The sequence below is a fragment of the Streptomyces flavofungini genome (assembly GCF_014650815.1).
GTDB lineage: Bacteria > Actinomycetota > Actinomycetes > Streptomycetales > Streptomycetaceae > Streptomyces > Streptomyces flavofungini.
Genome location: NZ_BMVR01000018.1, coordinates 70,281 through 95,625, shown reverse-complemented (window position 1 = coordinate 95,625; position 25,345 = coordinate 70,281). Strand labels below are relative to the sequence as shown.

The 25,345-nt window shown below is 71.5% G+C and carries 20 protein-coding genes and 1 pseudogene; 6 read left to right on the top strand and 15 right to left on the bottom strand.

What is annotated here, in order from left to right:
• Positions 1–585 precede the first annotated feature (585 nt).
• Entirely contained in the window at positions 586–1,299 is a 714-nt protein-coding gene (locus IE274_RS34495) for a bifunctional DNA primase/polymerase (protein ID WP_190119943.1), read from the top strand.
• Positions 1,300–1,565: 266 nt separating this feature from the next.
• Here IE274_RS34495 and ftsY read toward each other — a convergent pair whose 3' ends face one another.
• Positions 1,566–2,786, bottom strand: a complete 1,221-nt coding sequence (gene ftsY, locus IE274_RS34490) for a signal recognition particle-docking protein FtsY (RefSeq protein ID WP_190119879.1) — start codon at positions 2,784–2,786, stop codon at positions 1,566–1,568.
• A 215-nt stretch (positions 2,787–3,001) separates the two neighbouring features.
• Between ftsY and IE274_RS34485 the strand changes: the two genes are divergently transcribed.
• Positions 3,002–4,453: a purine-cytosine permease family protein gene (locus tag IE274_RS34485; protein ID WP_190119878.1), complete on the top strand. Its 1,452-nt coding sequence runs from the start codon at positions 3,002–3,004 to the stop codon at positions 4,451–4,453.
• A 114-nt stretch (positions 4,454–4,567) separates the two neighbouring features.
• A complete protein-coding gene (locus IE274_RS34480; protein WP_190119877.1) occupies positions 4,568–5,545 on the top strand; it encodes an LLM class flavin-dependent oxidoreductase in 978 nt (325 codons plus the stop codon).
• Between the two features lie 54 nt (positions 5,546–5,599).
• On the opposite strand, the gene IE274_RS34475 is transcribed toward IE274_RS34480, so the two are convergent.
• The 4 genes from IE274_RS34475 to IE274_RS34460 all read right to left on the bottom strand — a co-directional run bounded on the left by IE274_RS34475 (position 5,600) and on the right by IE274_RS34460 (position 12,068).
• Complete coding sequence (locus IE274_RS34475; protein ID WP_190119876.1) at positions 5,600–7,027, bottom strand: sugar porter family MFS transporter; 1,428 nt, start codon at positions 7,025–7,027, stop codon at positions 5,600–5,602.
• Positions 7,028–7,316: 289 nt separating this feature from the next.
• Positions 7,317–10,895 (bottom strand): chromosome segregation protein SMC, encoded by a 3,579-nt coding sequence (gene smc / locus IE274_RS34470; RefSeq protein ID WP_190119875.1) that lies wholly within the window; start codon positions 10,893–10,895, stop codon positions 7,317–7,319.
• Positions 10,896–11,197: 302 nt separating this feature from the next.
• Complete coding sequence (locus IE274_RS34465) at positions 11,198–11,401, bottom strand: hypothetical protein (RefSeq protein WP_190119874.1); 204 nt, start codon at positions 11,399–11,401, stop codon at positions 11,198–11,200.
• 385 nt (positions 11,402–11,786) lie between these two features.
• A complete protein-coding gene (locus tag IE274_RS34460; RefSeq protein ID WP_190119873.1) occupies positions 11,787–12,068 on the bottom strand; it encodes an acylphosphatase in 282 nt (93 codons plus the stop codon).
• A gap of 542 nt (positions 12,069–12,610) precedes the next feature.
• Here IE274_RS34460 and IE274_RS34455 point away from each other — a divergent pair.
• Positions 12,611–13,492, top strand: coding sequence for a CAP domain-containing protein (locus IE274_RS34455; protein ID WP_307821972.1), 882 nt, complete (start codon positions 12,611–12,613; stop codon positions 13,490–13,492).
• A 132-nt stretch (positions 13,493–13,624) separates the two neighbouring features.
• Here IE274_RS34455 and IE274_RS34450 read toward each other — a convergent pair whose 3' ends face one another.
• Positions 13,625–14,215, bottom strand: coding sequence for a flavodoxin family protein (locus IE274_RS34450; protein ID WP_190119871.1), 591 nt, complete (start codon positions 14,213–14,215; stop codon positions 13,625–13,627).
• A gap of 134 nt (positions 14,216–14,349) precedes the next feature.
• Here IE274_RS34450 and IE274_RS34445 point away from each other — a divergent pair, with 134 nt between their 5' ends.
• Positions 14,350–14,760, top strand: a complete 411-nt coding sequence (locus tag IE274_RS34445; protein WP_190119870.1) for a winged helix-turn-helix transcriptional regulator — start codon at positions 14,350–14,352, stop codon at positions 14,758–14,760.
• A gap of 88 nt (positions 14,761–14,848) precedes the next feature.
• Here the strand turns inward: IE274_RS34445 and mutM are convergent, their stop codons facing one another.
• The 9 genes and pseudogenes from mutM to IE274_RS34400 form a co-directional block, all read right to left on the bottom strand.
• Complete coding sequence (mutM, locus tag IE274_RS34440) at positions 14,849–15,730, bottom strand: bifunctional DNA-formamidopyrimidine glycosylase/DNA-(apurinic or apyrimidinic site) lyase (protein ID WP_190119869.1); 882 nt, start codon at positions 15,728–15,730, stop codon at positions 14,849–14,851.
• Positions 15,731–15,912: 182 nt separating this feature from the next.
• The gene (gene rnc, locus IE274_RS34435; RefSeq protein WP_190119868.1) at positions 15,913–16,776 is read right to left on the bottom strand and encodes a ribonuclease III; all 864 of its coding nucleotides are present in this window, start codon (positions 16,774–16,776) and stop codon (positions 15,913–15,915) included.
• A 7-nt stretch (positions 16,777–16,783) separates the two neighbouring features.
• A complete protein-coding gene (gene rpmF / locus IE274_RS34430) occupies positions 16,784–16,957 on the bottom strand; it encodes a 50S ribosomal protein L32 (RefSeq protein WP_030361955.1) in 174 nt (57 codons plus the stop codon).
• A gap of 2 nt (positions 16,958–16,959) precedes the next feature.
• Positions 16,960–17,649: a YceD family protein gene (locus IE274_RS34425; RefSeq protein ID WP_229909996.1), complete on the bottom strand. Its 690-nt coding sequence runs from the start codon at positions 17,647–17,649 to the stop codon at positions 16,960–16,962.
• Between the two features lie 149 nt (positions 17,650–17,798).
• Complete coding sequence (locus IE274_RS34420; RefSeq protein WP_190119867.1) at positions 17,799–18,986, bottom strand: F0F1 ATP synthase subunit B; 1,188 nt, start codon at positions 18,984–18,986, stop codon at positions 17,799–17,801.
• A gap of 60 nt (positions 18,987–19,046) precedes the next feature.
• Positions 19,047–19,526, bottom strand: a complete 480-nt coding sequence (gene coaD, locus IE274_RS34415; RefSeq protein ID WP_190119941.1) for a pantetheine-phosphate adenylyltransferase — start codon at positions 19,524–19,526, stop codon at positions 19,047–19,049.
• Between the two features lie 26 nt (positions 19,527–19,552).
• Positions 19,553–20,155: pseudogene (gene rsmD, locus IE274_RS34410) on the bottom strand (16S rRNA (guanine(966)-N(2))-methyltransferase RsmD); the annotation flags it as partial.
• 191 nt (positions 20,156–20,346) lie between these two features.
• Positions 20,347–22,590 carry an ATP-dependent DNA helicase RecG gene (gene recG / locus IE274_RS34405; protein ID WP_190119865.1) on the bottom strand — a complete coding sequence of 748 codons (2,244 nt, stop codon included), beginning with the start codon at positions 22,588–22,590 and terminating at the stop codon, positions 20,347–20,349.
• A 218-nt stretch (positions 22,591–22,808) separates the two neighbouring features.
• Positions 22,809–24,773 carry a DAK2 domain-containing protein gene (locus IE274_RS34400; protein ID WP_504740272.1) on the bottom strand — a complete coding sequence of 655 codons (1,965 nt, stop codon included), beginning with the start codon at positions 24,771–24,773 and terminating at the stop codon, positions 22,809–22,811.
• Between the two features lie 310 nt (positions 24,774–25,083).
• Here IE274_RS34400 and rpmB point away from each other — a divergent pair, with 310 nt between their 5' ends.
• Entirely contained in the window at positions 25,084–25,269 is a 186-nt protein-coding gene (gene rpmB / locus IE274_RS34395; RefSeq protein ID WP_030195073.1) for a 50S ribosomal protein L28, read from the top strand.
• Positions 25,270–25,345: the final 76 nt, after the last annotated feature.

The window sequence follows — 25,345 nt, the reverse complement described above, 5'->3', positions numbered from 1 at the left end:
CCTCCGGCATACCCACGAGTGCGCAAGTTCCCGAGCCATGTACCGAAAGTAATCCTACGATCACCGCTCCGGCGAGGGCGAACGCGGAAACGCCACCATTCGCCACCCCTTCGAATGAACTCCCTGCCCGCCGCACACGATTCACTTGACACGGGACAACCAAAAGTGGGCGGAGCGAAGCACGCAGGGGCGCGGGCGACGGAGTGCACCACCTGTAATGCCTCCGAGCGCGGGCACCAGTTGACGGCGGAACGCGACGAACGTCGGCGAGAGTCGGCTTGAGACGTGCACAACGCATCCAGGCGCGGCAAGTCACGATCCGAATCCGGTACGTCACCGTCACGCACGTAACCACCGCACACTCGACCCGTTGGAGGGGGCATGGGCTTCACGATCGGCGGCATCCGGGGGACCAAAGAGCCCCGGTTCGGTGTCCGGGGGACGAAGGACGTCCGGGGGACTCAAGAAGCAGGAGCAGCAGGCGCGACGGGCGAGGCGCGCGCAGCGGGTGAGACGCGCGCGACGAGCGCGTCCGGTGAGTCGCGCGCTTCGGGTGCGCCGGGCGAGACCGGCGCGAGGGCGCGGGTGCCGCGCGCGGCCAAGGAGTCACGCGCCACCAAAGAGACCCGCGCCACCAAAGAGCCGCGTGCGGCCAAGGAGACGAAGGAGCCGCGCTCCGCGTCCCGGCGGCGCTGCCGTTCGGCCGCCGAGGAGTGCACAGCCGTCGCCGAGTACACGGGCCTGTGGGGCTGGGCCGTGGTGCCCGGCGCGCGCGCCCAGGACGGCCGCTGCTCCTGCGGCCGGGCCGACTGCGCCGCCCCCGGCGCCCACCCGCTGGACTTCGCCCCGGAGGTCGCGGCCGGCGCCACCCTCGACGAGGTGACCGAGGCCTGGTCGCAGTTCCCCGGCGCCGCGGTGATGCTGCCCGTCGGCCGCGCCTTCGACGTGCTCGAGGTGGCCGAGGCCGCGGGGCGCCGCGCGCTGGTGCGCCTGGAACGGATGGGCCTGCCGCTCGGCCCGGTGACGGCCACGCCGGACGGCCGCACGCACTTCTTCGTGGCCCCCGGCGCCGCCGCCGAACTCCCCCAGTTGCTCTACCGCATGGGCTGGGACGACGCCGGGCTCGACCTGCACGGCCTGGGCCCCGGCGCGCACATCACCGCCCCGCCCTCCGACCGCGCGGGCCTCGGCCCGGTCCGCTGGCTGCGCTCCCCCGACCCCGAGTCCGTCACGGGCCCGCCGCACGCCCGGCTCCTGCTCGGCACGCTGGCATACGTGGCCCACCGGTCGCCCGCGTAACGCGCGCCCCACGCGGGGATCGCGCGCCCGCGCACGGCGACCACATGACGAAGTGCCCCGCTCCCGGCTGCACCCGGGGGTGGGGCACTTCTTCGCCGCTCCCGGACGCACCCGGGCAGTGAGGCACTTCTTCGCCGCTCCCGGACGCACCCGGGCAGTGAGGCACTTCTTCGCTGAACGAGCGCCACGTACCGGCGCCGCAGACACGAAGCACCGGCGCGGCACACGCGCACGCGCCCCGCACACGCGCACCACGACGCCCCGGCTCAGTCCCCGATCAGCGCGTCGACGAACGCCTCCGGCTCGAAGGGCGCCAGGTCGTCCGCCCCCTCGCCGAGGCCGATGAGCTTGACGGGCACCCCCAGCTCGCGCTGGACCGCGACCACGATGCCGCCCTTGGCGGTGCCGTCGAGCTTGGTGAGGACGATGCCGGTGATGTCGACGACCTCGGCGAAGACGCGGGCCTGCACCAGGCCGTTCTGACCGGTGGTGGCGTCGAGGACGAGCAGGACCTCGTCCAGCGGGGCGTGCTTCTCGACGACGCGCTTGACCTTGCCCAGCTCGTCCATCAGGCCGGTCTTGGTGTGCAGGCGGCCCGCGGTGTCGATGAGGACGACGTCGGCGCCCTCGGCGATGCCCTCCTTGACCGCGTCGAAGGCGATCGACGCCGGGTCGCCGCCCTCGGGCCCGCGGACCGTGCGGGCGCCGACGCGCTCGCCCCAGGTCTGCAGCTGGTCGGCGGCGGCGGCGCGGAAGGTGTCGGCGGCGCCGAGGACGACGGAGCGGCCGTCGGCGACCAGGACCCGGGCGAGCTTGCCGGTGGTGGTGGTCTTGCCGGTGCCGTTGACGCCGACGACCATCACGATGGCCGGGGTCTCCAGGCCGGACTCGGTCTTCACGGCGCGGTCGAGGTCCGTGCCGAGCAGGGTGAGGAGTTCCTCGCGGAGCAGGGCCCGCAGGTCCTCGGGGGTGCGCGTGCCGAGCACCCGCACGCGCTCGCGCAGCCGCTCGACCAGCTCCTGGGTGGGGGCGACGCCGACGTCGGCGGTCAGGAGGGTGTCCTCGATCTCCTCCCAGGTGTCCTCGTCCAGGTGCTCGCGCGAGAGGAGCGTGAGCAGGCCCTTGCCGAGTGCGTTCTGCGAGCGCGAGAGGCGCGTGCGCAGGCGCACCAGGCGGCCCGCGGTGGGCTCGGGGGTCTCGATCTCGGGGGCCGGCGGGGCCGCGGGCTCCTCGGTCGCGACGGGTGCGGACGCCGGGGCGTCGGCGCCCGGCAGGTCCACCTCCTCGATCGTGCGGCGCGCTTCGTCGCGCGGCGTCTCGGCCTCGTCGCCGACGTGCGGTTCGGCCGGAGGGGCGGTGGGGGTGGGCGTCGCGGAGGGGGCCTTCGCCGCGGGCAGCTGCTTCTTCTTGCGGCTGCCGACGACGAGCCCGCCGATGGCACCGACCACGACCACGGCGATGACTACAGCAAGGATGACGATTTCCATAACTCACCCAGTATCAGTCATGGGCTCTTCGGGCAGCCCCCTTGTGCCTTCCTCCAAAGGACATAGGCCACTAGCCGCCATTACTCGGACTAAAGTACGATGGAAGAGGCCGCGTCAACGCGCGTAGAGTCCCATCTGCTGATTCACCCAGCTCACCCCCACCGGCCGGCGACGATGTCGACGCAAGCCGAGCGAGAGGCACGGAACCACCCCTCATGAGCACCACCGCCGAAACGGCCGAACACGAAGGCGCCCTGGAGACCCGCGGCCTTGAGCCCGTCCCGGACTCCGAGCGCCACGGCAGGACCCGAGAGCTGTTCCCCACGTGGGTCGCCGCCAACATCAGCGTTCTGCTCCTGACGATGGGCGCGGGCCTGATCGTCTCGAACGGCCTGAACTTCTGGCAGGTCCTGGTCGTCGCCCTGGTCTCCCCCGTCCTGAGCTACGGCCTGGTGGGCCTCGTGTCCATCGCGGGCAAGCGCGGCGGTTCCCCGGGCATGACACTCTCGCGCGCGGTCTTCGGCCAGCGCGGCAACCTCTTCCCCGGCTCGCTGATCTGGGTCGCGCGCTGGGGCTGGGAGACGATCAACGCGGTCACGGGCGCGTACGCGATCCTCACGGTGCTCGACATCTGCTTCGGGGTGAAGCAGAACACCGCGCTGAAGGTCATCACGCTGCTCGGCTTCGTCGCCGCCACGTTCCTGATCTCGGGCCTCGGCCGCAAGGTCCTGCACGTGTGCAGCACCTGGTCGACGTACCTCTTCGGCGCGTTCAGCGTCCTGGTGCTCGTCTATCTCCTCACCGACACCGACTGGGGCCAGGTCTTCGACAAGCCCGCGGGCTCCACGGCGATGATGATCGCGGGCATCGGCACGATCGCGGCGGGCGGCATCAGCTGGGTGCCCACGGGCCCGGACTTCACCCGCTACCTGCCGCGCACGGCCTCGAACAGGCCGCTGGTCGGGCACGCCGTCGGCGGTGCCGCCATCGTCGTCGTCCCGATGGTCCTGATGGGCGCGGTCATGGCCGTCTCGCAGCCGGGGCTCTCCTCGGCGAAGGACCCGGTCGCCTTCCTCGGCGACCTGCTGCCGACGTGGATCGCGGTGCCGTACCTGATCATGGCCCTGATCGGCATGCTCCTGATCAACTCGATGTCGATGTACTCGGCGGGCTTCACCGCCATGACGCTCGGCATCAAGGTCCCGCGCGCGTGGGCGGTCAGCGTGAACGCCGTCATCAGCCTGATCTTCGGCTACCTCCTGATGAACGTCGCCACCAGCTTCATGGGCTCGTTCATCTCCTTCCTGACGCTGCTCGCGGTCGCCTTCTCCGCCTGGATCGGCGTGTTCGGCATCGACATGCTGCGCCGGAAGACCTACGACGGCGCCGCGCTGATGGACACCACGCGCACCAGCGCCTACTGGTACAAGGCGGGCTTCGCCTGGCAGGCCCTCACGTCCTGGGCCGTCGCGCTGGTCGTGGGCCTGCTGTTCACGAAGGTCGACTGGTTCAGCGGCCCGCTCGCCACGTCCTGGATCGGGCGCAACGGCCTCGGCTGGCTCGTCACCATCGTGGTCGCGGGCGCGCTGTACGCCCTGCTGCCGCGGCAGCCGCTCCCCGAGACGGACGCCGCGGCCGAGCCGGAGCTGGCGACCGCCAAGGCGTGAGCCCCGACCGCCGTACACCACTGGTGATCTGACACTGCGTCAGCTAACGTCCCCCTTCGCCGCACCCGGCCCGCTGCCCGCGGCTCGCCGTCCCGGTGAAGGGGGACGTTCCGCATGCCCGTCACAGTCGTACGCTTCAACCTCGTCGACCCCTCGGCCACACCCGACACCCTCAGCACCCGCTACCGGGCCGCCCTGGAGATGGCCGCGTACGCCGACGACCACGGCGTGAGCACCATCCAGACCGAGGAGCACCACGGCGCCACCAACAACTGGCTGCCCTCGCCGTTCGCCTTCGCGGGCGCCGTGTTCGGGGCGACGCGGCGCATCGCGGTCACCGTCTCGGCGATCATCGGGCCGCTGCACGACCCGCTGCGCCTCGCCGAGGACATCGCCGTACTCGACCTGCTGAGCGGCGGCCGGCTCGTCACGGTCGCGGGGATCGGCTACCGGCCCGAGGAGTACGCGGCCTTCGGCGTGGAGTGGACCCGGCGCGGCAAGCTCCAGGACGAGCTCCTGGACACCCTGCTCAAGGCGTGGACCGGCGAGGAGTTCAGCCACCGCGGCCGCACCGTGCGCGTCACCCCGCGCCCGCACACCCGCCCGCATCCCCTGCTCCTGGTCGGCGGCTCGTCACGGGCGGCGGCCCGCCGCGCCGCCCGCTTCGGCCTGCCCTTCTTCCCGAGCGCGCATCTGCCGGAGCTGGCGGCGTACTACGACGAGCGGCGCGCCGAGTACGGCACCGAGGGCTGGACGATGATGCCCGCCCCCGAGACCCCGCTCCTGCACCTCAGCGAGGACCCCGACCGCACCTGGGCCACCTACGGCGAACACTTCCTGCACGAGGCCCGCACCTACGCCTCCTGGCAGTCCAACGACATCCGCTCGGCGGTGCGTTCAGCGGCGACGACGGTCACGGAGCTGCGCGCCGAGGGCGTGTACCGGGTCCTCACACCCGACGCGTGCGTGGCCCTCGCGGAGGGCGGCGCGAACCTGGTCCTGCATCCCCTCGTCGGCGGGATGCCGGTGGACGAGGGGTGGCGGAGCCTGCAGTTGTTCGGCGCAAACGTACTGCCCCGGCTCAAGGACTGACCTTGCGGTCCTCGGGCCGGGGCAGCTTCCTCAAGAGGAGCGGGGCAGCGGGGTTTAGCCCATCTCCTCCAGGGTCTTGCCCTTCGTCTCCTTGACGAACTTGGCGACGAAGGGGATCGAGAGCGCGGCGAACGCGCCGTAGATGATGTACGAGCCGGTCAGGCTCCACTCCGACATGCTCGGGAAGGTCTTGGTGATCGCGAAGTTGGCGAGCCACTGGGCGGAGGCGGCCACGCCGAGCGCCGCGGCGCGGATCCGGTTCGGGAAGATCTCGCCGAGCAGGACCCAGACCACCACGCCCCAGGACAGCGCGAAGAAGAGCACGAAGGCGTTGGCGGCGATGATCGCGACCAGGCCCTGGCCGTGCGGCAGCGAGACGTCGTCACCGGAGCCGGTCCGGTAGGAGAACGCCCAGGCCATGGTGAACAGGGCGACCGCCATGCCGGCCGAGCCGATCAGGGCGAGCGGCTTGCGGCCGATCCGGTCGACGAAGATCATCGCGATGACCGTGCCGACGATGTTCACGATCGAGGTCTCGAAGGAGTACAGGAACGAGCTGCTCGGGTCGTGCCCGATCGACTGCCACAGCTGGTTCGAGTAGTAGAAGATCACGTTGATGCCGACGAGCTGCTGGAAGATCGACAGGAAGATGCCGATCCAGACGATCGGCAGGAAGCCGAACTTGCCGCCGAGCAGGTCCTTGAACGTCGACTTGTCCTCGCGGTGCATGGCCCGCTCGATCTCGGCAGCGCGCGCGTCCACGTCCACGGTGGTGCCCTCGACCTCGGCGAGCACCTTCTTCGCCTCGGCCGCACGGCCGACGGAGAGCAGGAAGCGCGGGGACTCGGGGATCGCGAAGGACAGCAGGCCGTAGAGGACGGCCGGGACCACCATGACACCGAGCATCCACTGCCAGGCCTCGAGGCCGCCGATCTCACCGCGCTGGTCGCCGTCCGCCATGTTCAGGATGCCCCAGTTGACGAGCTGGGAGACGGCGATGCCGACGACGATGGCGGCCTGCTGGAAGGAGGCGAGCCGGCCCCGGTAGGCGGGCGGCGCGACCTCGGCGATGTAGGCCGGGCCGATCACCGAGGCCATGCCGATGCCGATGCCGCCGATGAAGCGCCACACCGTCAGGTCCCACGCGGCGAACGGCAGCGCGGAGCCGATGGCGCTGGCCGCGAAGAGGACCGAGGCGATCTGCATACAGCGGATGCGGCCGATCCGGTCGGCGACGCGGCCCGCGATGGCGGCACCCACGGCGCAGCCGAGCAGGGCGGTGGCGATGATCCAGCCCAGCATGTCCGCGTTGACGTCGAACCGGTCCTGGATGGCGACGGTCGCGCCGTTGATCACGGAACTGTCGTAGCCGAAGAGGAAGCCACCCATCGCGGCGGCGGCCGTGATGAAGATGACATGGCCGAGATGGTCCGGGTGGGCCTCCCTGGCCCCGGGCTGCGGCGGCTGCGCTGTGCTGGTCACGTGTACTCCTCGGGCCACCGGCTGCGTTGCCGGGGTGGGGGTGAGAGCTCTTCAAGTGGCGCACAACTTCACGCCGCCCACCACCTGAAGGTAAAAGCAACGTTGCAGAGACTATGTCTTCAAGTTACGAAGTCAATAGTTCGTTAACTGTGAGTTTGAGGCAGCGGAAAGTTGCCCTGTGTTCAAGATGTGAACACAGGGTGAGCCGGATGAGTGAACCGGACGTGGAGCAGGCCTGGAGCTGCCCCGGCGCCGGCCTGAGGGGGACGGCGACCCGGGAGGAACGCGGCTAGCGCAGCCGCTGGCTGATCACCTTGGAGACGCCGTCGCCCTGCATGGACACGCCGTACAGCGCGTCCGCGACCTCCATCGTCCGCTTCTGGTGCGTGATCACGATGAGCTGCGAGGCCTCCTGCAGCTCCTGCATGATGCGGATGAGCCGCTGCAGGTTGGTGTCGTCGAGCGCCGCCTCGACCTCGTCCATCACGTAGAACGGACTGGGCCGCGCCTTGAAGATCGACACGAGCAGCGCCACGGCCGTCAGGGACCGCTCGCCGCCGGAGAGCAGCGAGAGCCGCTTGACCTTCTTGCCGGGCGGCCGGGCCTCGACGTCGACACCGGTGGTGAGCATGTTGTCGGGATCGGTCAGGATCAGCCGCCCCTCACCACCCGGGAAGAGCCTGCTGAAGACCCCCTCGAACTCCCGCGCGGTGTCCCGGTAGGCCTCGGTGAAGACCTGCTCGACGCGCTCGTCGACCTCCTTCACCACCTGCAGCAGGTCGGCGCGGGTCTTCTTGAGGTCCTCCAGCTGCTCACTGAGGAACTTGTGGCGTTCCTCCAGGGCCGCGAACTCCTCAAGGGCCAGCGGATTGACCTTTCCGAGCTGCTGGTACGCCCGTTCGGCTGACTTCAGGCGCTTCTCCTGCTCGGCGCGGACGTAGCGCACCGGCTTGTTGCGCGGGTGCTCCGGGTCCTCGGGCAGCTCCTCGCCCTCGGCGGGGGGCGAGGGCGGCACGAGCTGGTCGGGCCCGTACTCGGAGACGAGCCCCGCGGGTTCCACCCCGAGTTCCTCCAGCGCCTTGGTCTCCAGCTGCTCGATCCGCAGCCGCTTCTCCGCGCCGAGCACCTCGCCCCGGTGCACCGAGTCCGTCAGCTTGTCCAGCTCCTCCTTCAGCTCCCGCCCCTGGTTCCGCTCGGCGACGAGCTCCCGCTCCCGCACCTCCTTGGCGCGCTCGGCGGCGGCCCGCTCCTGCTCCGCGCGGACCAGGGAGACCTCGACGTGGGCGAGCAGCTGGCGGGCGCCGGAGGCGACGGCCTCGGCCACGGCGGCCTCGTGCCGCAGCCGGGACCGGCGCTGCTCGGCACGCGCGCGTGCCTCGCGTTCGGCGCGGGCGGCGCGGTCGAGGGAGTCGGCGCGCCCGGCGAGGCCCTTTACGCGCTCCTCGTGCGTACGCACCTGGAGCCGCGCCTCCATCTCCGTCTGGCGGGCGTTGGCACCGTCGGCGGCCAGCCGGTCGCGCACGGCGGTGTCGGGCTCCTCGTCGGCGGGCGCCTCCTCGGCGACGGCGAGCCGCTCGGCCAGCTCCTCGACCTCCACGTGGGCCCGTTCCAGGGCCTCCTGGGCCTTGGCGGCCGCGGCGGCCGACCGCTCCGCCTCACCGGCGGCGCCGCGCGCCTGTCCGGCGAGCGACCCGAGCCGCTGCGCGACGGCCGACTTCTCCCGGTCGGCGGCGCGCCGCCGCTCCCCCAGCTCCTCGACGAGCGCGGCACACTCCCTGCGCCGCTCCCCCGCGCGCTCCTGCGCCTCGGCCAACTCCTCGCACTGAACGTCCAGTTCCGTCAGCTCGGCCGCCGCCTCGTCGACGGCGGCCTGCACCTCCAGGAGGCTCGGCGCACCCGTGGACCCGCCCTGCGCGAAGTGCGCCCCGAGCAGATCGCCCTCGGCGGTGACCGCCGTCAGCTCCGGGTGCGCGTACACCAGGTCCTCGGCATCCTCCAGCGACCCGACGACGACCACGCCGCGCAGCAGCCTGCGCACGGCGGGCAGCAACTCGGCGGGACCGCGCACGAGTTCGGCGGCATACGGGGGTCCCTCGCCGCGCGCCTCCTGCGGTACGTCGCCGGGGGCGCCCCCGGCCGCTCCGCTCTGGTCGCCCGCGAGCAGCAGTGCCGCCCGCCCCGCGTCCTGCTTGCGCAGCAGGCGGATCGCTTCTGCAGCCGATGCGGGCGTCGACACGGCGATGGCGTCCGCCGCGGCGCCGAACGCCGCCGCCACCGGCACCTCGAAGCCCGGTGCCACGCTGAGGAGTTCGGCGGCGGGACCGAGCAGCCCGGTCAGCCGGTCGCGGGCGGCGAGCAGCGCGCCCGAGCCGTCCTTGCGGCGCAGGCCGAGGGCGAGGGCGTCGTGCCGGGCGGCGACGGCGGCCCGCTTCCGCTCGGCCGCGGTGACCGCCTCGCGCGCCGCGGTCGCCTCGGCGTCGGCTTCGGCGAGGGCGCGGCGGGCCTCCTCGTGCCGCTCCCCCAGCTCGGCGTCGCCCGCGTCCAGGCCGTCGACCTCCGCCTTGAGCTGTTCGTACTCCTCCTGCGCGGCGACCGCGCGCTCGCGTGCCTCGTCGCGGGCGAGCGCGAGCCGGTCGATCTCGGCCTGCGCGGACGCCACCCGCGACCGGGCCGCGTTGACCTGCCCGCCGAGCCGCGCGAGGCCTTCACGCCGGTCGGCGATGGCCCGCGCCACGTCCTTCAGGCGCCGTTCCTCGGCGGCCAGTTCGCGTTCCAGGTCGGCGCGGTGGGTGACGGTGTCGTCGAGGGCGTACTGCGCGGCCTCCAGGGCGGCTTCGAGCTCCGCCTCCTGTTCGCGGACGCGGGCGGCCTCGCGCTCCATGTCCTCGGGCTCGCGGCCGCGCCGCTCCTCGACGGGCGCCGAGCGGGCGCTCTTGATCCGGGCGTCGGCGAGCGAGATCGTGCCGCGCACCCGCTCGGCGAGCTGCGACAGCTTGTACCAGGTCTGCTGGGCCCGCTGGAGCCGCGGGCTGAGCCGCCGCACCTCGTCCTCCAGGACGGCCTCGCGCTGGAGTGCCGTCTTCAGCTCGGCCTCGGCGGTGTCCTTGCGGGCCTTGAGCGCGGCCTCGTCGGCGACCTCGGCGTTCAGGGCGCGGCGCATGCCCACGAGGTCGTCGGCGAGCAGTCGCAGGCGGGCGTCGCGCAGGTCGGCCTGGATGACGGCGGCACGCCGGGCGACGGCGGCCTGCCGTCCCAGGGGTTTGAGCTGGCGGCGCAGTTCGTCGGTGAGGTCCTGCACGCGCGCGAGGTTGGCCTGCATCGCGTCCAGCTTCCGCAGCGCCTTCTCCTTGCGCTTGCGGTGCTTGAGGACGCCGGCGGCCTCCTCGATGAAGGCGCGGCGGCCCATGGGGTCGGCGTGCAGGACGGAGTCGAGCTGGCCCTGGCCGACGATGACGTGCATCTCGCGGCCGATGCCGGAGTCGGAGAGCAGTTCCTGGATGTCGAGCAGGCGGCAGGTGTCGCCGTTGATCTGGTACTCGCTGCCGCCGTTGCGGAACATGATCCGCGTGATGGTGACCTCGGCGTACTCGATGGGCAGGGCGCCGTCGGAGTTGTCGATGGTGAGGGAGACCTCGGCGCGGCCGAGCGGGGGCCTGCCGGTGGTCCCGGCGAAGATGACGTCCTCCATCTTGCCGCCGCGCAGCGATTTGGCGCCCTGTTCGCCCATGACCCAGCTCAGCGCGTCCACCACGTTGGACTTGCCGGATCCGTTGGGTCCGACGACGCAGGTGATGCCCGGTTCGAATTTCAGCGTCGTGGCCGACGCGAAGGACTTGAAACCGCGCAGTGTCATGGCCTTGAGGTGCACGCCGCGTGACTCTACCTTTCTCGGTGAGTTCACCGAGGAACGTGCGACCAGTTTCACGGCGGAAGGTGCAGGGCACATCAGGTGTAAGGCCCCGCATGGGCACGGTGGCGGGCAAGGCCCGGGCACGGGAGCAGGGAAAGAAAGAAGGGACGCCGAAGCGTCCCTTGCAGATCTCTCGGATCTATCGCGGATCTCTCGGATCTATTCGATCAAACAGATCTCTCTGGTTCAGCGGCTTATGACGGGCAGCCTGACCACGCGTGGCAGGAAAGTCCGTTGCCGTGGGCTCGAGGTGGCGTGGGTCAGGTGAGCGCAGGCTCCGCCTGGGGTACGTCGAGACTCTCGAGGAGCGCGTCGTGAGAAGCGGCAGCCGCCAGCGTGTCGTTCTCCGCCTGGATCCTGACGAGCTCGGATTCCAGGTCCTGGACGCGCTGCTGGAGCCGTCGCATCTCGGCGAGGAGTCGCGGGTCGCTGCCGCCGACGTAACCGAGAAGCGCCTTTGCCATGATGAGTGGTCCTCCACACTGAGTGACCGACCGAATCGGTGTGGGTCGTGAGGGAATCGCACCCGCGGTGCCTGGCACTCTTCTGTTCTTGCTGGGTGTTACTTGGCCGTTCTCACATGCCAAACAGCTAAGGTGCGCGGGGCTTCCAGAGTCTCACCAAAAAGTTTGACGGTCAACACGATCACGCCCCGTATTGACGGGCAACCCGGGGGCGCGCGGCCGTGGAACTGCGGCGCTGCCTCTGCGGCGGGGCCCTGGGGGCGTCGAGATCATCCTTACCCGCGGAGCCTGCCACGGCAAGCCCTTCTTGGCAATCACCAGGTCTTTCCTGCCCCGGGCAGGTGCCTGGGCCACACCCGCCGGAGCCCCGTCGACCGCCCCCGCGTCAGCGAATGGCGAACGCGTCGTAGCCACCCCGGGGCGTGTCCCAGATCTCAGTCACACCGTCGACGCGGCCGGGTGTGTCGCCCGTACGCAGCCAGTCGAGGAGCCGCTGGCAGCGCTCACGTGAACCCTCGGCGACGACTTGCACCCGGCCGTCGTCGAGATTGAGAGCAAAGCCACTCACGTCTCCGATCTCCAGCGCCTTGGCCCGCGTGAACCAGCGGAAACCCACTCCCTGTACACGGCCGCGCACCCAGGCGGTGAGCCGGACTTCTTCGTTCATAAGGTGCACGCTAACCGGCCAATTGCTCAGGGAGCACTTCGCCCCCTTGCGCCATCGCGTACAGTCGCGACTCGACGAGCCTCACCCGTATGGGTGAGTGATGTCGACGGTCAGAACGACGCCCAGAGCCGATGCCGGGCGTCAGGACGAAAGGCCAGGAGATGGGACGCCACCGACGCTCCGCCGCCGGCCGCGCCGCCACCGGCCGCGCCGATCATTCCGGGTATTCCGATCACCTGGATCACCCCGAGCACTCCGAACTCCGTGATCATTCCGACGGCCTCACGGATGCTGCGGACCCTTCGGCTTCCGCAGGCTTTTCGGGTCCCGCGGGATCCGGCGCGTACGAGAACAACTCCGGCGCGTACGGCTTTTACCGGGGGCGCGCGGAATACGGGGGATTCGAGGGATACGACGCGGCCTCGTCCGACGCCTATCTCTTCGGGACCTCGACCGCGGAGACCTCCGCGAATGCGGCGACCGGCGCTGCGGGCCGTAGGCGCGGGAGCTCGCACCGGCGCAGGCGTCGCGCCTCCGCGCCCGTGCGCACCGGGCTGCTCGGCGTCTCCGCCGCCGTCGCGATGGGCGCCGTCGCGGTTGCCTCCGGCCTGGTACCCGGCGGCGACAACTACACGCTGGGCGGTGGCGACACCCCCGGCGCGGTCCGGACCGCGGGCTCCCCGTCCGGACTCGACCCCCAGGGCGGCGCCAACGGCAGCGCCGACGGCGGCCGGGCCACCCCCGGCCGCGGCTCCGACACCCCGGCCCCGACCCCGTCGGAGTCGAACACCAAGCCGTCGCAGAAGCCGTCCGGGAAGCCCTCGACCACCCCGTCCAAGCCGGGGAACGGCACCGGCGAGACCGGCGGCAAGAACGACAGGGACGGCAAGCGCGACGAGGCCGAGAAGGGCGAGGGGCCGGGCAAGAACGGCAAGGACACCGGCAAGGGTTCGGGCACGGGCCGGCCGGACAAGTCACCGGCCCCGAGCCGCCCGGCCCCCGAGAAGCCGAAGGTCCCGCCCACGCCCGCGAACCCGTCGGCCGACGAGACCACGGCCGAGGCCGAGGTGCTCGCACTGGTCAACCAGGAGCGGGCCAACGTGGGCTGCCGACCGGTCGCCGCCGACCCCGGGCTCGCCACCCTCGCCGGGGACTTCAGCGCCGACATGGCCGAGCGGGACTTCTTCGCGCACACCGACCCGGACGGCGCGACCCCGTGGGACCGCGCCGAGAAGGTCGGCATCCAGGACCTGGGCGGCGAGAACATCGCCCGGGGCCAGGCCAACGCCCAGTCCGTCATGGACGCCTGGATGAACAGCCCCGGCCACCGCGCCAACATCCTCAACTGCGACTACAAGACGCTGGGCGTCGGCGCGCACTTCGCGCCGGGCGGCCCGTGGTGGACGCAGGACTTCGGCTTCTGAGGGACGGCTCCGAAGTCTGCGTCGTCAGTCTCCGTAGCCCCCGAAGTCCACAGCCTCGTCAGCGCCCCGGCGCCCAGAGCGTGCCCGGCACGCCCGGTCTCAGGCAGCCACGGCCGCCCGGCACGCCCGGCCTCAAGCAGCCACGGCCGCCCGGCCCGCGACCACGATCCGCGCGGTCTCGGTGACCCGGCGGCCCAGGTGCTCGGCCGTGGCGATGTCCGCCTTGTGCACGGCCTCCGGGCCCTCGTCGGAGTTGGTCTGGGCGGCGGCGCCGGAGAAGAAGCCGAGGCGGTTCAGGTCGTTCTCGGAGCCCTCGGTGGAGTTCCAGCCGGGGAGCAGGCCGAGGCTCACCCAGTGCATGCCCTGCTGGGCGGCGAGGGTCTGGAAGTACTGCAGGGTGTGCAGCTTGTCGCCGCTCTTGGAGGCGGAGTTGGTGAAGCCCGCGGCGAGCTTGTCCTGCCAGGCGCGGCTGAACCAGCGCTTCGACGAGGCCTCCGCGAAGACGTGGAAGGCGCCGGAGGCGGTGCCCATGTAGGTGGGCGAGCCGAAGACGATGGCGTCCGCCGCGTCCAGGAGCTCCCACTCGGCCTCGGTGATCTCGTCGACCTTGATCAGGTGCGTGCTGGCACCGGCGCCCTCGGCACCGGCGCGGACGGCCTCCGCGACGACGGTGGTGTGGCCGAATCCGGAGTGGTAGGCGATGGCGACAACGGGGCTGGACATGGTGGACGTACTCCTCGATGGGGACGGGGGTGGGGAGGCGGCGGTGCGTGGACCTGCCGACAAACGAAAGGAAAGCACTAACTTCTAGTTAGCGCAACCTGTCAGTGAGCGCTGCGGGAGAGTACGCTGTGGGTATGGACTCCCTCGCACGCCCCGAGAGCGCCGCCGACGCCGACGCGGAGCTGGCCTACAACGTGTTCGCCCGCGCCTGCCCGTCGCGGACCACGCTGGAGCACGTCACGGGTCGCTGGGGCGCGCTCACGCTGGGCGCGCTGCACGACGGGACGTTCCGCTTCAATGAGCTGCGCCGCCGGGTCGACGGCGTGAGCGAGAAGATGCTGTCGCAGACGCTGCACGCGCTGGAGCGCGACGGCCTGGTGCACCGCGACGCACAGCCGACGAACCCGCCGCGCGTGGACTACCGCCTCACCCCGCTGGGCGAGCAGATCGCCGAGCGCCTGCTGGCCCTCATCCACTTCGTGGAGGGCAGCCAGGACGACGTGTCGGCGGCCCAGCGGCGCTACGACGGCCAGAGCGAGCGCTGAGGCGCTACGACGGCCAGAGCCAGCGCTGAGGCGCTACGTCAGCCCCGGCGGACGCGGACACCACGCCGCCCTCGGCGGGCGCTGAGCGCTACGACAGCCTCGGCGGGCGCTGGCAGCGCGGGCAGAAGTAGCTCGACCGGTTCATCCAGGGCCGCCGCCGCATCGGCGTACCGCAGCGTCGGCAGGGCTCGTCCTCGCGGCCGTACGCGTCCAGGGAGCGGTCGAAGTAGCCCGACTCGCCGTTCACGTTGACGTAGAGGCTGTCGAAGCTGGTGCCGCCGACGGCGAGGGCCTCGTTCATCACGTCCCGTGCGTGGCCGAGGAGTTCGGCGGTGCGGGGCCGGGTGAAGGTCGCCGTCGGGCGTTCGTAGTGCAGCCGGGCGCGCCACAGCGCCTCGTCGGCGTAGATGTTGCCGACGCCGCTGATGAGGGACTGGTTGAGCAGCGCGCGCTTGATGGTGCTGCGGCTGCGGCGCAGGGCCTGATGGAAGGCCTCGTCGTCGAAGAGCGGGTCGAGCGGGTCGCGGGCGATGTGCGCGATGACGTCCGGCAGGCCGTCCGGGGTGTTCTCGTGCAGGGAGAGCCCGCCGAAGGTCCGCTGGTCGACGAAGCGCAGCTCGGTGCCGGCCGCGTCCGGGGCGGCACCGCCGAGCTCGTCCGTGAAGCGCACCCTGATCCGCAAGTGCTTCTCGTCCGGGGTCTGTTGGGTCTTGACCAGGAGCTGGCCGCTCATGCCCAGGTGGGCGAGGACGGAGGTGTCGCTGTCGGCGAGCGGCAGCCACAGGTACTTGCCGCGCCGCATGGGGGCGCCGAAGCGGTGGCCCTTGAGACCGAGCGCGAAGTCCTCGGCGCCCGCCAGGTGCCGCCGGATGGCGCGCGGGTGCAGGACCTCCACGTCGGCGACGGTCCGGCCGCCGACCCAGCGCTCGAGCCCGCGCCGCACGACCTCGACCTCGGGCAGTTCGGGCACGGGGGTCCTCCGGAGCGGGTACGGGGTGCTGGCGCGGGCAGCGTACCGCGAGCCACTGACAGCACCCGGGGCCCACCCCGGCACCGCGCGCCCGCCCCGGACAACGCGAAGCGCCCGCCCAGGTCGAGAACCGACCCGGGCGGGCGCCCAGCGATCATGCCGACAGGCAATCGATCGTGCCGTCAGGCAGAAGCAACATCCGGTGCGGAGGCCGACGACGCCGCGTCGGCGCCCTCATCCTCAGCAGCCGCTTCGGCGGCGGCCGCACCGGCGGCCGCGGCCGCTTCCCGTGCGTCCGCAGCGGAGCGGATGGCGCGCCAAGCGGACTCGGCTGCCTGCTGCTCCGCTTCCTTTTTGCTGCGGCCGGTGCCGGTGCCGTACGAGACGCCTCCGACGCGGGCGGCAGCAGTAAAGGTCTTCTCGTGGTCCGGGCCGCTCTCCGAGACGAGGTACTCGGGCACGCCGAGGCTCTCCGTCGCGGTGAGCTCCTGGAGGCTGGTCTTCCAGTCCAGGCCCGCGCCGAGGTTCGAGGACTTCTCGATCAGCGGGTCGAAGAGCCGGTGCACCAGCTCGCTCGCCGCTTCCAGACCCCGGTCCAGATAGACCGCGCCGATCACCGCTTCCAGGGTGTCGGCGAGGATGGACGCCTTGTCCCGGCCGCCCGTGCCCTCTTCGCCCCGGCCGAGCCGGATGAAGGAGCCGAGTTCGAGCCCGCGGCCCACCTCTGCCAGCGCACGCGAATTGACCACCGCGGCCCGCAACTTGGCCAGTTGGCCTTCGGGCAGGTCGGGGTGGGTGCGATACAGCGTGTCCGTGACCACCAGGCCGAGCACCGAGTCCCCGAGGAACTCAAGCCGCTCGTTGGTGGGCAGACCGCCGTTCTCGTACGCGTACGAACGGTGGGTGAGCGCACGCACCAGAAGGGCGGACTCGAGCTGATACCCGAGCCGCCCTTCCAGAAGCGTGTGGGACGAGGCTGCGTTGTTGCTGTCTGCCTGCATCTTGGCGTCATCCGCCTTCTTTGGGCTAGACACAGCGCCTCTCACCAGCCGCTCAGACCTCGAGGACCTGGCGCTTGTTGTAGGTGCCGCAAGCGGGGCACGCGATGTGCTGCAGCTTGGGCTCCTGGCAACGCTCACACGAAACCAGGGTGGGGACCGCAGCCTTCCACTGCGACCGGCGGTGGCGCGTGTTGCTGCGCGACATCTTCCGCTTCGGAACAGCCACGGCTACTTCTCCTGCTTCTCGTCGACGTGCGCCGTTCGAGGCGCGTCGCCGCTCATCTCGTCCTTCTCGCCGTCCTGGATGGTGCCAGCGAGTCCCTGCAAAGCCGCCCAACGGATGTCGACGGCGTCGTGGTGGTGGTCCGGGTCGTCCGTGAGCCGCACTCCGCATTCGGAGCACAGGCCCTGACAGTCGTCCTGGCACACCGGCTGCATGGGCAGTGCGAGCACCACCGCGTCCCGCAGCACGGGCTCGAGGTCGAACATGCCGTCCTCGAGAAGAAGCCTGTCCTCGTCGTCCTCGGCGTCGTCGGCCGGTTCCGCGGTGCGGCCCCGGTCGTCGGCGTCAGGGTACGAGAACATCTCCTGGAAGTCCGCTTCGAGCGCGAGCTCCAGCGGCTCCAGACACCTTACGCACTCCCCCTTGGCCGATGCACGGGCGGTGCCTGTGACAAGCACCCCTTCCATGACCGACTCCAGGCGGATGTCCAGCTCGACCGGGGCGCCTTCCGGCACTCCGATGACCCCTTCGACACCGAACGGCACCGGCGAACCGGGGGCGTCGATGCTGCGGGTGACCCTCTGCATGGCACCGGGACGCCGACCCAGCTCGTGTGTGTCGAACACAAGCGGGTTTCGGTGGTCGAGGCGCGTGCTCAGGGCTTTTCCTGCTTTCGAATCCTGGGAGCTTGGCAAGGAGGCCACCGCGCCGAGGCCGCGAGGAGCGGTGTGAGCGGGCAGCCCGGATCGCGGACATACGCGCGACCGAAGAGCCAGGATACTGGACCTTTCGCTCTCGGCCCAATCGGCCGAGTGCTCCGGGCCACCGACCCGTCGGACCGGCCCTAGCGCCCCTGCTCGTACTGGCGCAGCTGCTCCGCGCTGATCATGGTGGTGTCGAAGAGGCTGGTCTCGTCGAGCACGGCGGGCGCGGGGTTCTGCTGGCCGTAGCCCTGCTGCTGCGACTGCTGCGCGGCCTGCTGCTGGCCGGGGTCGTAGCCCTGCTGCTGGTACGCGTACGGGTCCTGCTGGTACGCGTACGGATCCGGCTGGCCGTACCCCTGCTGGTACGCGTACGGATCCTGTCCGGCGTACGGGGCCTGGCCGCCGTACTGGTCGCCGCCCTGGGCGTAGGGGTCCTGGGCGGCCTGCGCGTACTGGTCCTGGGCGCCCTGGCCGTACTGGTCCTGCCCCTGGTACGCGTACGGGTCCGGCTCGTGCTGGGGCGGCGGGGGCGCGTAGGGCTGCTGGGCCGGGATCGGCGGGCTCTGGGGGGCGGCCTGCGGGGCCGCCTGCCGTCCGGGGCGCTCGGCGCGGTCGGGAGTCTCGGCGAGGTCCGCCAGGTAGTCCGCGTCGGAGCTGTGCGCCTTGGTGGCGGCGTCGTCCAGCTCGCTGAGCTCGTCGGCGGGGGCGCGGCCGTGCAGGGTCTGGCGGCCGCGGCCGACGGCCTCCAGGGTCTTGGCGAGGACCGCCTCGAAGGCGCCGAGCTTCACGTCCACGTAGACGTCGGCGTTGCGGCGCAGGGTCTCCGGGTCGTGGCTGCGCTCGGGGGCGTCCTCGTCCTCGTACCCCTGCTCGTCGACTCCCGGGCCGGTGCCGAGGAGCTTCTCGCGGCCTCGGCCGACGGAGCCGAGGGTCTTGGTGAGGACGACCTCGAAGTTGGCGAGCTTGCTGTCCACGTAGTCGTCCGCCTCCTGGCGGACCTCCGTGGCCTCCTGCCGGGCCTCGGCGAGGATGCGGTCGGCCTCCGCCTGGGAGCGGCGCGCGACCTCCGTGTCGGAGATCAGCGAGCCGCGCTCGGCGTGCGCGCCCTCGATGATCCGCTCGGCCTCCTGGCGGGCCTGCTCGACGAGCTGCGCACGGCCGCCGATCAGCTCCTGGGCCTGGGCGAGCGAGCCGGGCAGGGCCTGGCGCACCTCTTCGAGCAGCGCCAGCAGATCGGCGCGGTTGACCACGCACGAGGCGGACATGGGCATGGACTTGGCGCTGCCGACCGTCTCGACGATCTGGTCGATCTTCTTCTGCACGTCCACCGCGGGCTCGCCACTCTCTACAGCTGGTTGGGAGACGGACGGGACGACTGTAGCCCGTGATCAGCCCTTCGCGAGGCGCTTGTTGAGCCCTTCGAGCACCACCGGGGGAACCAGGTGCGCGATGTCGCCACCCCAGGACGCGACCTCCTTGACCAGGGAGGAGGAGAGGAAGCTGTAGGCGGGGTTGGTGGGCACGAACAGCGTCTCCACGCCCGTGAGGCCGTTGTTCATCTGGGCCATCTGCAGTTCGTAGTCGAAGTCGCTGACCGCGCGCAGACCCTTGACGATGGCCGGAATGTCGCGTTCCTTGCAGAAGTCGACCAACAGTCCCTGGAACGACTCGACTTCCACGTTGCCGAACTCGGCGGTGACCTGGCGGATCAGCTCGATCCGCTCCTCGATCTCGAACAGGCCCTTCTTCGACTTGTTGATCATCACCGCGACGTGCACGACGTCGTACAGCTTGGAGGCGCGGGCGATGATGTCGAGGTGTCCATTGGTGATGGGGTCGAACGACCCCGGACAGACGGCGCGGCGCAACGGAAGTCCCTCGCTCTCCGGTCGGGTCATGGCGCGATTTCTTGTTCGTCGCACGTAGAGGCGGCGCGACCGTACCAAAACGTGCCTTCGCCGTAGCGACGGGACCTCAGTGCCTCGAATCCGGTCGGCCAGCCGAATTCTCCGCCTCTGGTACTGCGTTCAACGGTGACGAGCGCATCGTCCGTGAGCCAGCCTCCCGAGCGGAGTGTGAGCAGGATCTCCCGAAGATCGCCGTCCTCGACGGCGTAGGGGGGGTCGAGAAACACCAGGTCATAGGGGGTGTCAGGGGTTGACTCCCGGATGATCTGGGCGGCCTTGCCTGCCCTGGCCTCCGCTCCTGGCAGGCCGAGCGCCTTGATGTTCTCGCGGATGGTGCGCGCCGCGCGGGCGTCGGCCTCGACGAGCAGGGCGTGCGCCGCTCCCCGGGACAGCGCCTCCAGGCCGACGGCTCCGGAGCCCGCGTACAGGTCGAGGACGCGGGCGCCGTCGAGCGTGCCCTGGAAGGCCTGCCAGGTGGAGAACAGGCCCTCGCGGGCGCGGTCCGAGGTGGGCCGGGTGCCGTTCCCCGGCGGAACGGCGAGGCGGCGTCCGCCGGCCACGCCGGCGATCACGCGGGTCATCTGGGTCCTTTGGCTGAGGGGTGGCTTCCCCTCACGATATGGCGTGCACCGGCATCGGCTCTTCTCAGGCCCGCTCGGTCCTGCCGGTCCTGCCGGTCCTGCCGGTCCTGCCGGTCCTGCCGGCCCGCGCCGGGTTTCCCAGCCGCTCCTGGCCCAGCCCGTGGTCGACCCGTCTCACCCCACTCGCCCCTTCACCCCACTCACCCCTTCTCCAAATACTGCTCGCGTTCCTCGTCCAGGAGCGCGTCCAGGGCCGTGCGCAGCTCGGGCAGGTGCTCCAGGTCGGGGTCGCGGGAGACCACGGCGGTCGCCTCCTCGCGGGCCGCGGCGATGATCTCCTCGTCGTCGATGACGGCGAGCATGCGCAGCGAGGAGCGGACGCCGGACTGGGCCTGGCCGAGCACATCGCCCTCGCGGCGCTGCTCCAGGTCGATGCGGGACAGCTCGAAGCCGTCGAGGGTGGCGGCGACGGCGTTCAGCCGGGTGCGGGCGGGGCTGGCCTCCGGCATGTCGGTGACCAGGAGGCACAGGCCGGGCGCGGAGCCTCGGCCGACGCGGCCGCGGAGCTGGTGGAGCTGGGAGACGCCGAAGCGGTCGGCGTCCATGATCACCATGGCGGTGGCATTCGGGACGTTCACCCCGACCTCGATCACCGTCGTGGCGACCAGGACGTGCGTCTCGCCCGCGGCGAAGCGGCGCATCACGGCGTCCTTGTCGTCGGGCTGCATGCGGCCGTGCAGGACCTCGACCTTGAGTCCCTGGAGGGGGCCGTGGGCCAGCTCCTCGGCGACGTCGAGGACGGCGAGCGGGGGGCGCTTCTCGGCCTCGTCCTCCGGGGGCTCCGCCTTGCCCTTCTTGGTGCCCTTCTTGCCACCCTTCTTTGCCTCGTCCGCGCCCTCGTCGTCCAGGTCGCCGATGCGGGGGCAGACCACGTACGCCTGGTGGCCGTTCTCCACCTCCTCGCGCACGCGCTCCCACGCGCGGGCGAGGAAGTGCGGCTTGTCCTGGGACGGGACGACGTGGGTGGAGATCGGCGAGCGGCCCGCGGGCAGCTGGTCCAGGACGGAGGTCTCCAGGTCGCCGAAGACCGTCATCGCGACGGTCCTCGGAATGGGGGTGGCCGTCATGACGAGGAGGTGCGGCGGCTGCTTGCCCTTGCCGCGCAGGGCGTCGCGCTGCTCCACACCGAAGCGGTGCTGCTCGTCCACCACGACCAGGCCCAGGTCGTGGAACTGCACCTTGTCCTCGATCAGCGCGTGCGTCCCGATGACGATCCCCGCGTCGCCCGTGACCAGGTCGAGCAGGGCCTGACGGCGGGCGGCCGTACCCATGGAACCGGTGAGCAGCGTGACCTTCGTGGCATGCTCGGCTCCCCCGAGCATGCCGCCCTCCGCCAGCTCGCCCATCATCTCGGTGATCGAGCGGTGGTGCTGCTGGGCGAGCACTTCGGTGGGCGCCAGCATGGCGGCCTGCCCGCCCGCGTCGACGACGGCGAGCATGGCGCGGAGGGCCACCATCGTCTTCCCGGAGCCGACCTCCCCCTGGAGGAGGCGGTGCATCGGGTGCTCGGTGGCGAGGTCGTCAAAGATCTCCTTGGAGACCGTGCGCTGGCCGTCGGTGAGGGTGAAGGGCAGCTTGGCGTCGAAGGCGTCGAGGAGGCCGTCCGGGCGTGGCCTGCGGGCCACCGCCGGGAGCTGGGCGTCCGCGAACCGGCGGCGGGCCAGGGCGACCTGGAGCACGAACGCCTCGTCCCACTTCAGCCGGTCCCTGGCCGTGGCGATGTCCGCCTTCGCATGCGGGCGGTGGATCTTCAACAGGGCTTCGGGGAGCGGGATCAGGCCCCGGCCCTCGCGCAGGGTGGGCGGCAGCGGGTCCAGGGCCTCCTGGGCGCTCGGCAGCACCGCGTCGACGGACTTGGCGATCTTCCAGGACTCCAGCTTGGCGGTGGCCGGGTAGATCGGGATCAGCGCCCCTGCCCATGAGTCCACCGCGTCCGCCGCGTCCACCGCCGAGTCGCCTTCGCCCCGCAGCAGTTCGTACGCCGGGTGGGCCAGCTGCATCTTGCGGTTGAACACGGACACCTTGCCCGCGAACATCGCGCGCGTGCCCGGCAGCAGGTCCTTGTGCGGCTTGTGGATGCCGCGGCCGAAGAAGACGAGCTGGAGCTGGCCGCTGCCGTCCGTGATGGTCACCTCCAGGCGCTGGCCGCTGCCGCCGTTGAACCGCAGCACGCGGGCCGTGGCCACCTGGGCCACGACCGTGACGTGCTCGTCCAGCGGGAGGTCGGCGAGGCGGGTCAGCTCGCCCCGCTCCGCGTACCTCCGTGGGTAGTGGTGCAGGAGGTCGCCGACCGTGTGCAGGCCGAGGTGCTCGGCCATCACCTTCGCGGTGGCCTGGCCGAGCGCGTTCTTCAATGGTTCTTGGAGCGCGAGCACGAGATCCATTGCACACCACGGCACTGACATTGCGTGGCAGGGGCCGGAAAGTGGGGGTGGGGGCCTCGCGGGGCGCCCCCGTCCCACCCCTTCACCGAAACCATGGGCCGCCGCCCCTGGACCCCGCCGATCGGCCTTCGACCTCGCCCTCGAACGCCGGACGGGCCGCACATCTCACCGATCAGGCGGGCTGCCTCGGGCAGGCAGCCCGCTCGGCGGCGCGTCGGTCACTCAACGCCGATGAGGAGCAGGGGTGCCTGGGGCCCACCCCGGTACAACACCGTGTCCACGGCCAAGTGGCCGTCGCGTACGTGCTTCTCCAGGTGCTCGGCCACCCCGTCCGACACCCCGTCCCCGAGCACGAGCGTCACCATCTCCCCGCCCGCCGCCAGCATCCGGTCGAGCACGGCCGCCGCGGTGCGCGCGACCTCCGGGCCGATCACCGCCACGTCGCCGTCGATGAGGCCGAGGACGTCCCCGGCCTGGCAGATGCCCGCCGTCGTCCAGGACTGCCGTTCGGCGACGGCCAGTTCGGCGTACCGGGTCGCCCCGGCGGCCGAGGTCATCGCGACGACGTCCTCGTCGAACCGGCGGTCCGGCTCGTGCACGGCGAGCGCCGCGATGCCCTGGACGGCGGAGCGGGTGGGGATCAGGGCGACGCGTACGCCTTCGGAGCGGGCCTGCTCGGCGGCCGCCGCAGCGGTGTGGCGCAGTCCGGCGTCATTGGGCAGCAGCACCACCTCGCGCGCGTGGGCGCGCCGGATCGCCTCCACTAGTTCACCGCTGGCGGGCGGCTCCCCCGCGCGCGCGGGCACCGTGGTCGCCCCGGCCTCGGCGTACAGGGCGGCCAGGCCGTCCCCCGGTACGACGGCGACGATGCCGCGCTGGACGCGCTCCCTGGGCGGCTGTTGCGTGCCTGCGGTGTGGGCGTCGCCGACTCCGAAGTGCGTGATGCGGATGCGGTACGGACGGCCCGCCTCGACGCCCGCCTCGACGGCCGCGCCCGCGTCGTCCACATGGACGTGGACGTTCCACAGGCCGTCGCCGCCGACGACCACGAGGGAGTCGCCGAGGACGTCGAGCCGGGTCCGCAGCCGGGCCACGGCGGCGTCCTCGGCTTCCAGGAGGTAGATCACTTCGAAGGCGGGGCCGGGGCCATCGGGAGCGGGGTCGGCGCACTCGGTGAGTGCCGGGACGGTCCCTCCGGAGGCGTCTACGGAGCCTTCGGGCAGGGCGGTGGGTCCTTCGTGGGCGTCAGCGGTGCCTCCGGAGACGTCGGCGAGCCCTCCGGCCGCGTCTGCGGTCCCCCGGGAGGCCTCCGTACTGCCGCCCACAACAGCCCCACCGGCCTCCGCCCCAACCCCGGCGGGAAGCCCGCCCCCCGCCACCCAAGGCCGCACCGTCTCCCCCGACAACGCCCCCACCAACGCACCCAGGACCGCCACCAACCCCCGCCCACCGGCGTCCACGACCCCCGCACGGCCGAGTACCGCGAGCTGCCCCGGCGTCGCGTCCAGCGCCGCGCAGGCGCCGTCGTACGCCGCGCGGGCCACCACCGCGCAGTCGCCCGCCGACCGCACGGCCTCGGCGGCGGCCTCCGCCGCCGCCCCCGCGACCGTCAGGACCGTGCCCTCCACGGGATGAGCCACCGCCTGGTACGCGGACTGGGCCGCCCGCTCCAGCGCGAGGGCGAGGCGCGCCGCATCGGCGTGATGAGCGTCACGCCGAAGCTCACGGCCACCTCGCCTGTCCTCGTCACGGGACTCACGGGGCTCACGGGACTCACGGGGCTCACGGGGCTCGTGGGCCTCGCTGCTGTCACGGGCACCACGGTCACCTCCGGCCGCACGGCTGTCACGCCGACCCTGGGCAGAGCCCGCACCCCCACGCGCCCCCTCCGAGCCTCCGCCCGCCTCCCCCGAGAGAACCTGCGCCATCCCCCGCAGCAGTTGGGCCAGGATCGTCCCGGAGTTGCCCCGGGCCCCGATCAGCGCGCCGTGGGCCAGCGCGCGGACCACGTCGGTGAGCTCGGGGCGGGCCGGTTCGAGGCCGGTGAAGACCGCGTCGACCGCCTGGGAGGCCGACTCCATCGTCAAGTAGAGGTTGGTCCCGGTGTCCGCGTCCGCGACCGGATAGACGTTGATCGCGTCGATCTCCTCGCGGGCCTGTCCCAGCGCGTCCAGAGCGAGCACGCTCCACGCGCGGACTGCGACAGCGTCGAGGTTCTGCGGCAACGGTCGCCTCCTAGGAGCGTCGCGGGACGCCTCCGTCGTGCCTCACGGGATGGTGGGACGCAGCGTAGACCTGGGCCGGAGGGGGTCCTGGGGGTGGGGCCGGGGGCGAGACATGGTAGTTTCGTTGTACCGAAGCAGTCGTTGTATGCTGCTCCGGTTGCCCGATACACATCGGGCCATTCCTCCTGGCAACGCCACTCCGATCATTGCACTGATCCCGGCATGCCGGGTTTAACCGTAAGTGCATCTGAAGTCTTTGGAGTGACCCGTGGCTGCCAACTGCGACGTCTGCGGCAAGGGGCCGGGCTTCGGCAACAACATCTCGCACTCGCACCGCCGTACGCCTCGTCGCTGGAACCCGAACATCCAGCGTGTGCGTGCCGTGGTCGGCGGGACGCCGAAGCGCCTCAACGCCTGCACCTCGTGCATCAAGGCCGGCAAGGTCTCGCGCTGACGCCAGCGCGGCCACCTAGCTGGTTGCTGAATCAGCCGGTTCCCTTCGGGGGGCCGGCTTTTTCGTCTGCCCTGCT

What these genes read in the sequence shown, in the direction of transcription:
- recG (WP_190119865.1), bottom strand. Translation starts at nt 22,590, where the DNA reads ATGGATCTCGTGCTCGCGCTCCAAGAACCATTGAAGAACGCGCTCGGC.
- IE274_RS34485 (WP_190119878.1), top strand. Translation starts at nt 3,002, where the DNA reads ATGAGCACCACCGCCGAAACGGCCGAACACGAAGGCGCCCTGGAGACC.
- ftsY (WP_190119879.1), bottom strand. Translation starts at nt 2,786, where the DNA reads ATGGAAATCGTCATCCTTGCTGTAGTCATCGCCGTGGTCGTGGTCGGT.
- IE274_RS34445 (WP_190119870.1), top strand. Translation starts at nt 14,350, where the DNA reads ATGGACTCCCTCGCACGCCCCGAGAGCGCCGCCGACGCCGACGCGGAG.
- IE274_RS34465 (WP_190119874.1), bottom strand. Translation starts at nt 11,401, where the DNA reads ATGGCAAAGGCGCTTCTCGGTTACGTCGGCGGCAGCGACCCGCGACTC.
- IE274_RS34450 (WP_190119871.1), bottom strand. Translation starts at nt 14,215, where the DNA reads ATGTCCAGCCCCGTTGTCGCCATCGCCTACCACTCCGGATTCGGCCAC.
- IE274_RS34480 (WP_190119877.1), top strand. Translation starts at nt 4,568, where the DNA reads ATGCCCGTCACAGTCGTACGCTTCAACCTCGTCGACCCCTCGGCCACA.
- IE274_RS34460 (WP_190119873.1), bottom strand. Translation starts at nt 12,068, where the DNA reads ATGAACGAAGAAGTCCGGCTCACCGCCTGGGTGCGCGGCCGTGTACAG.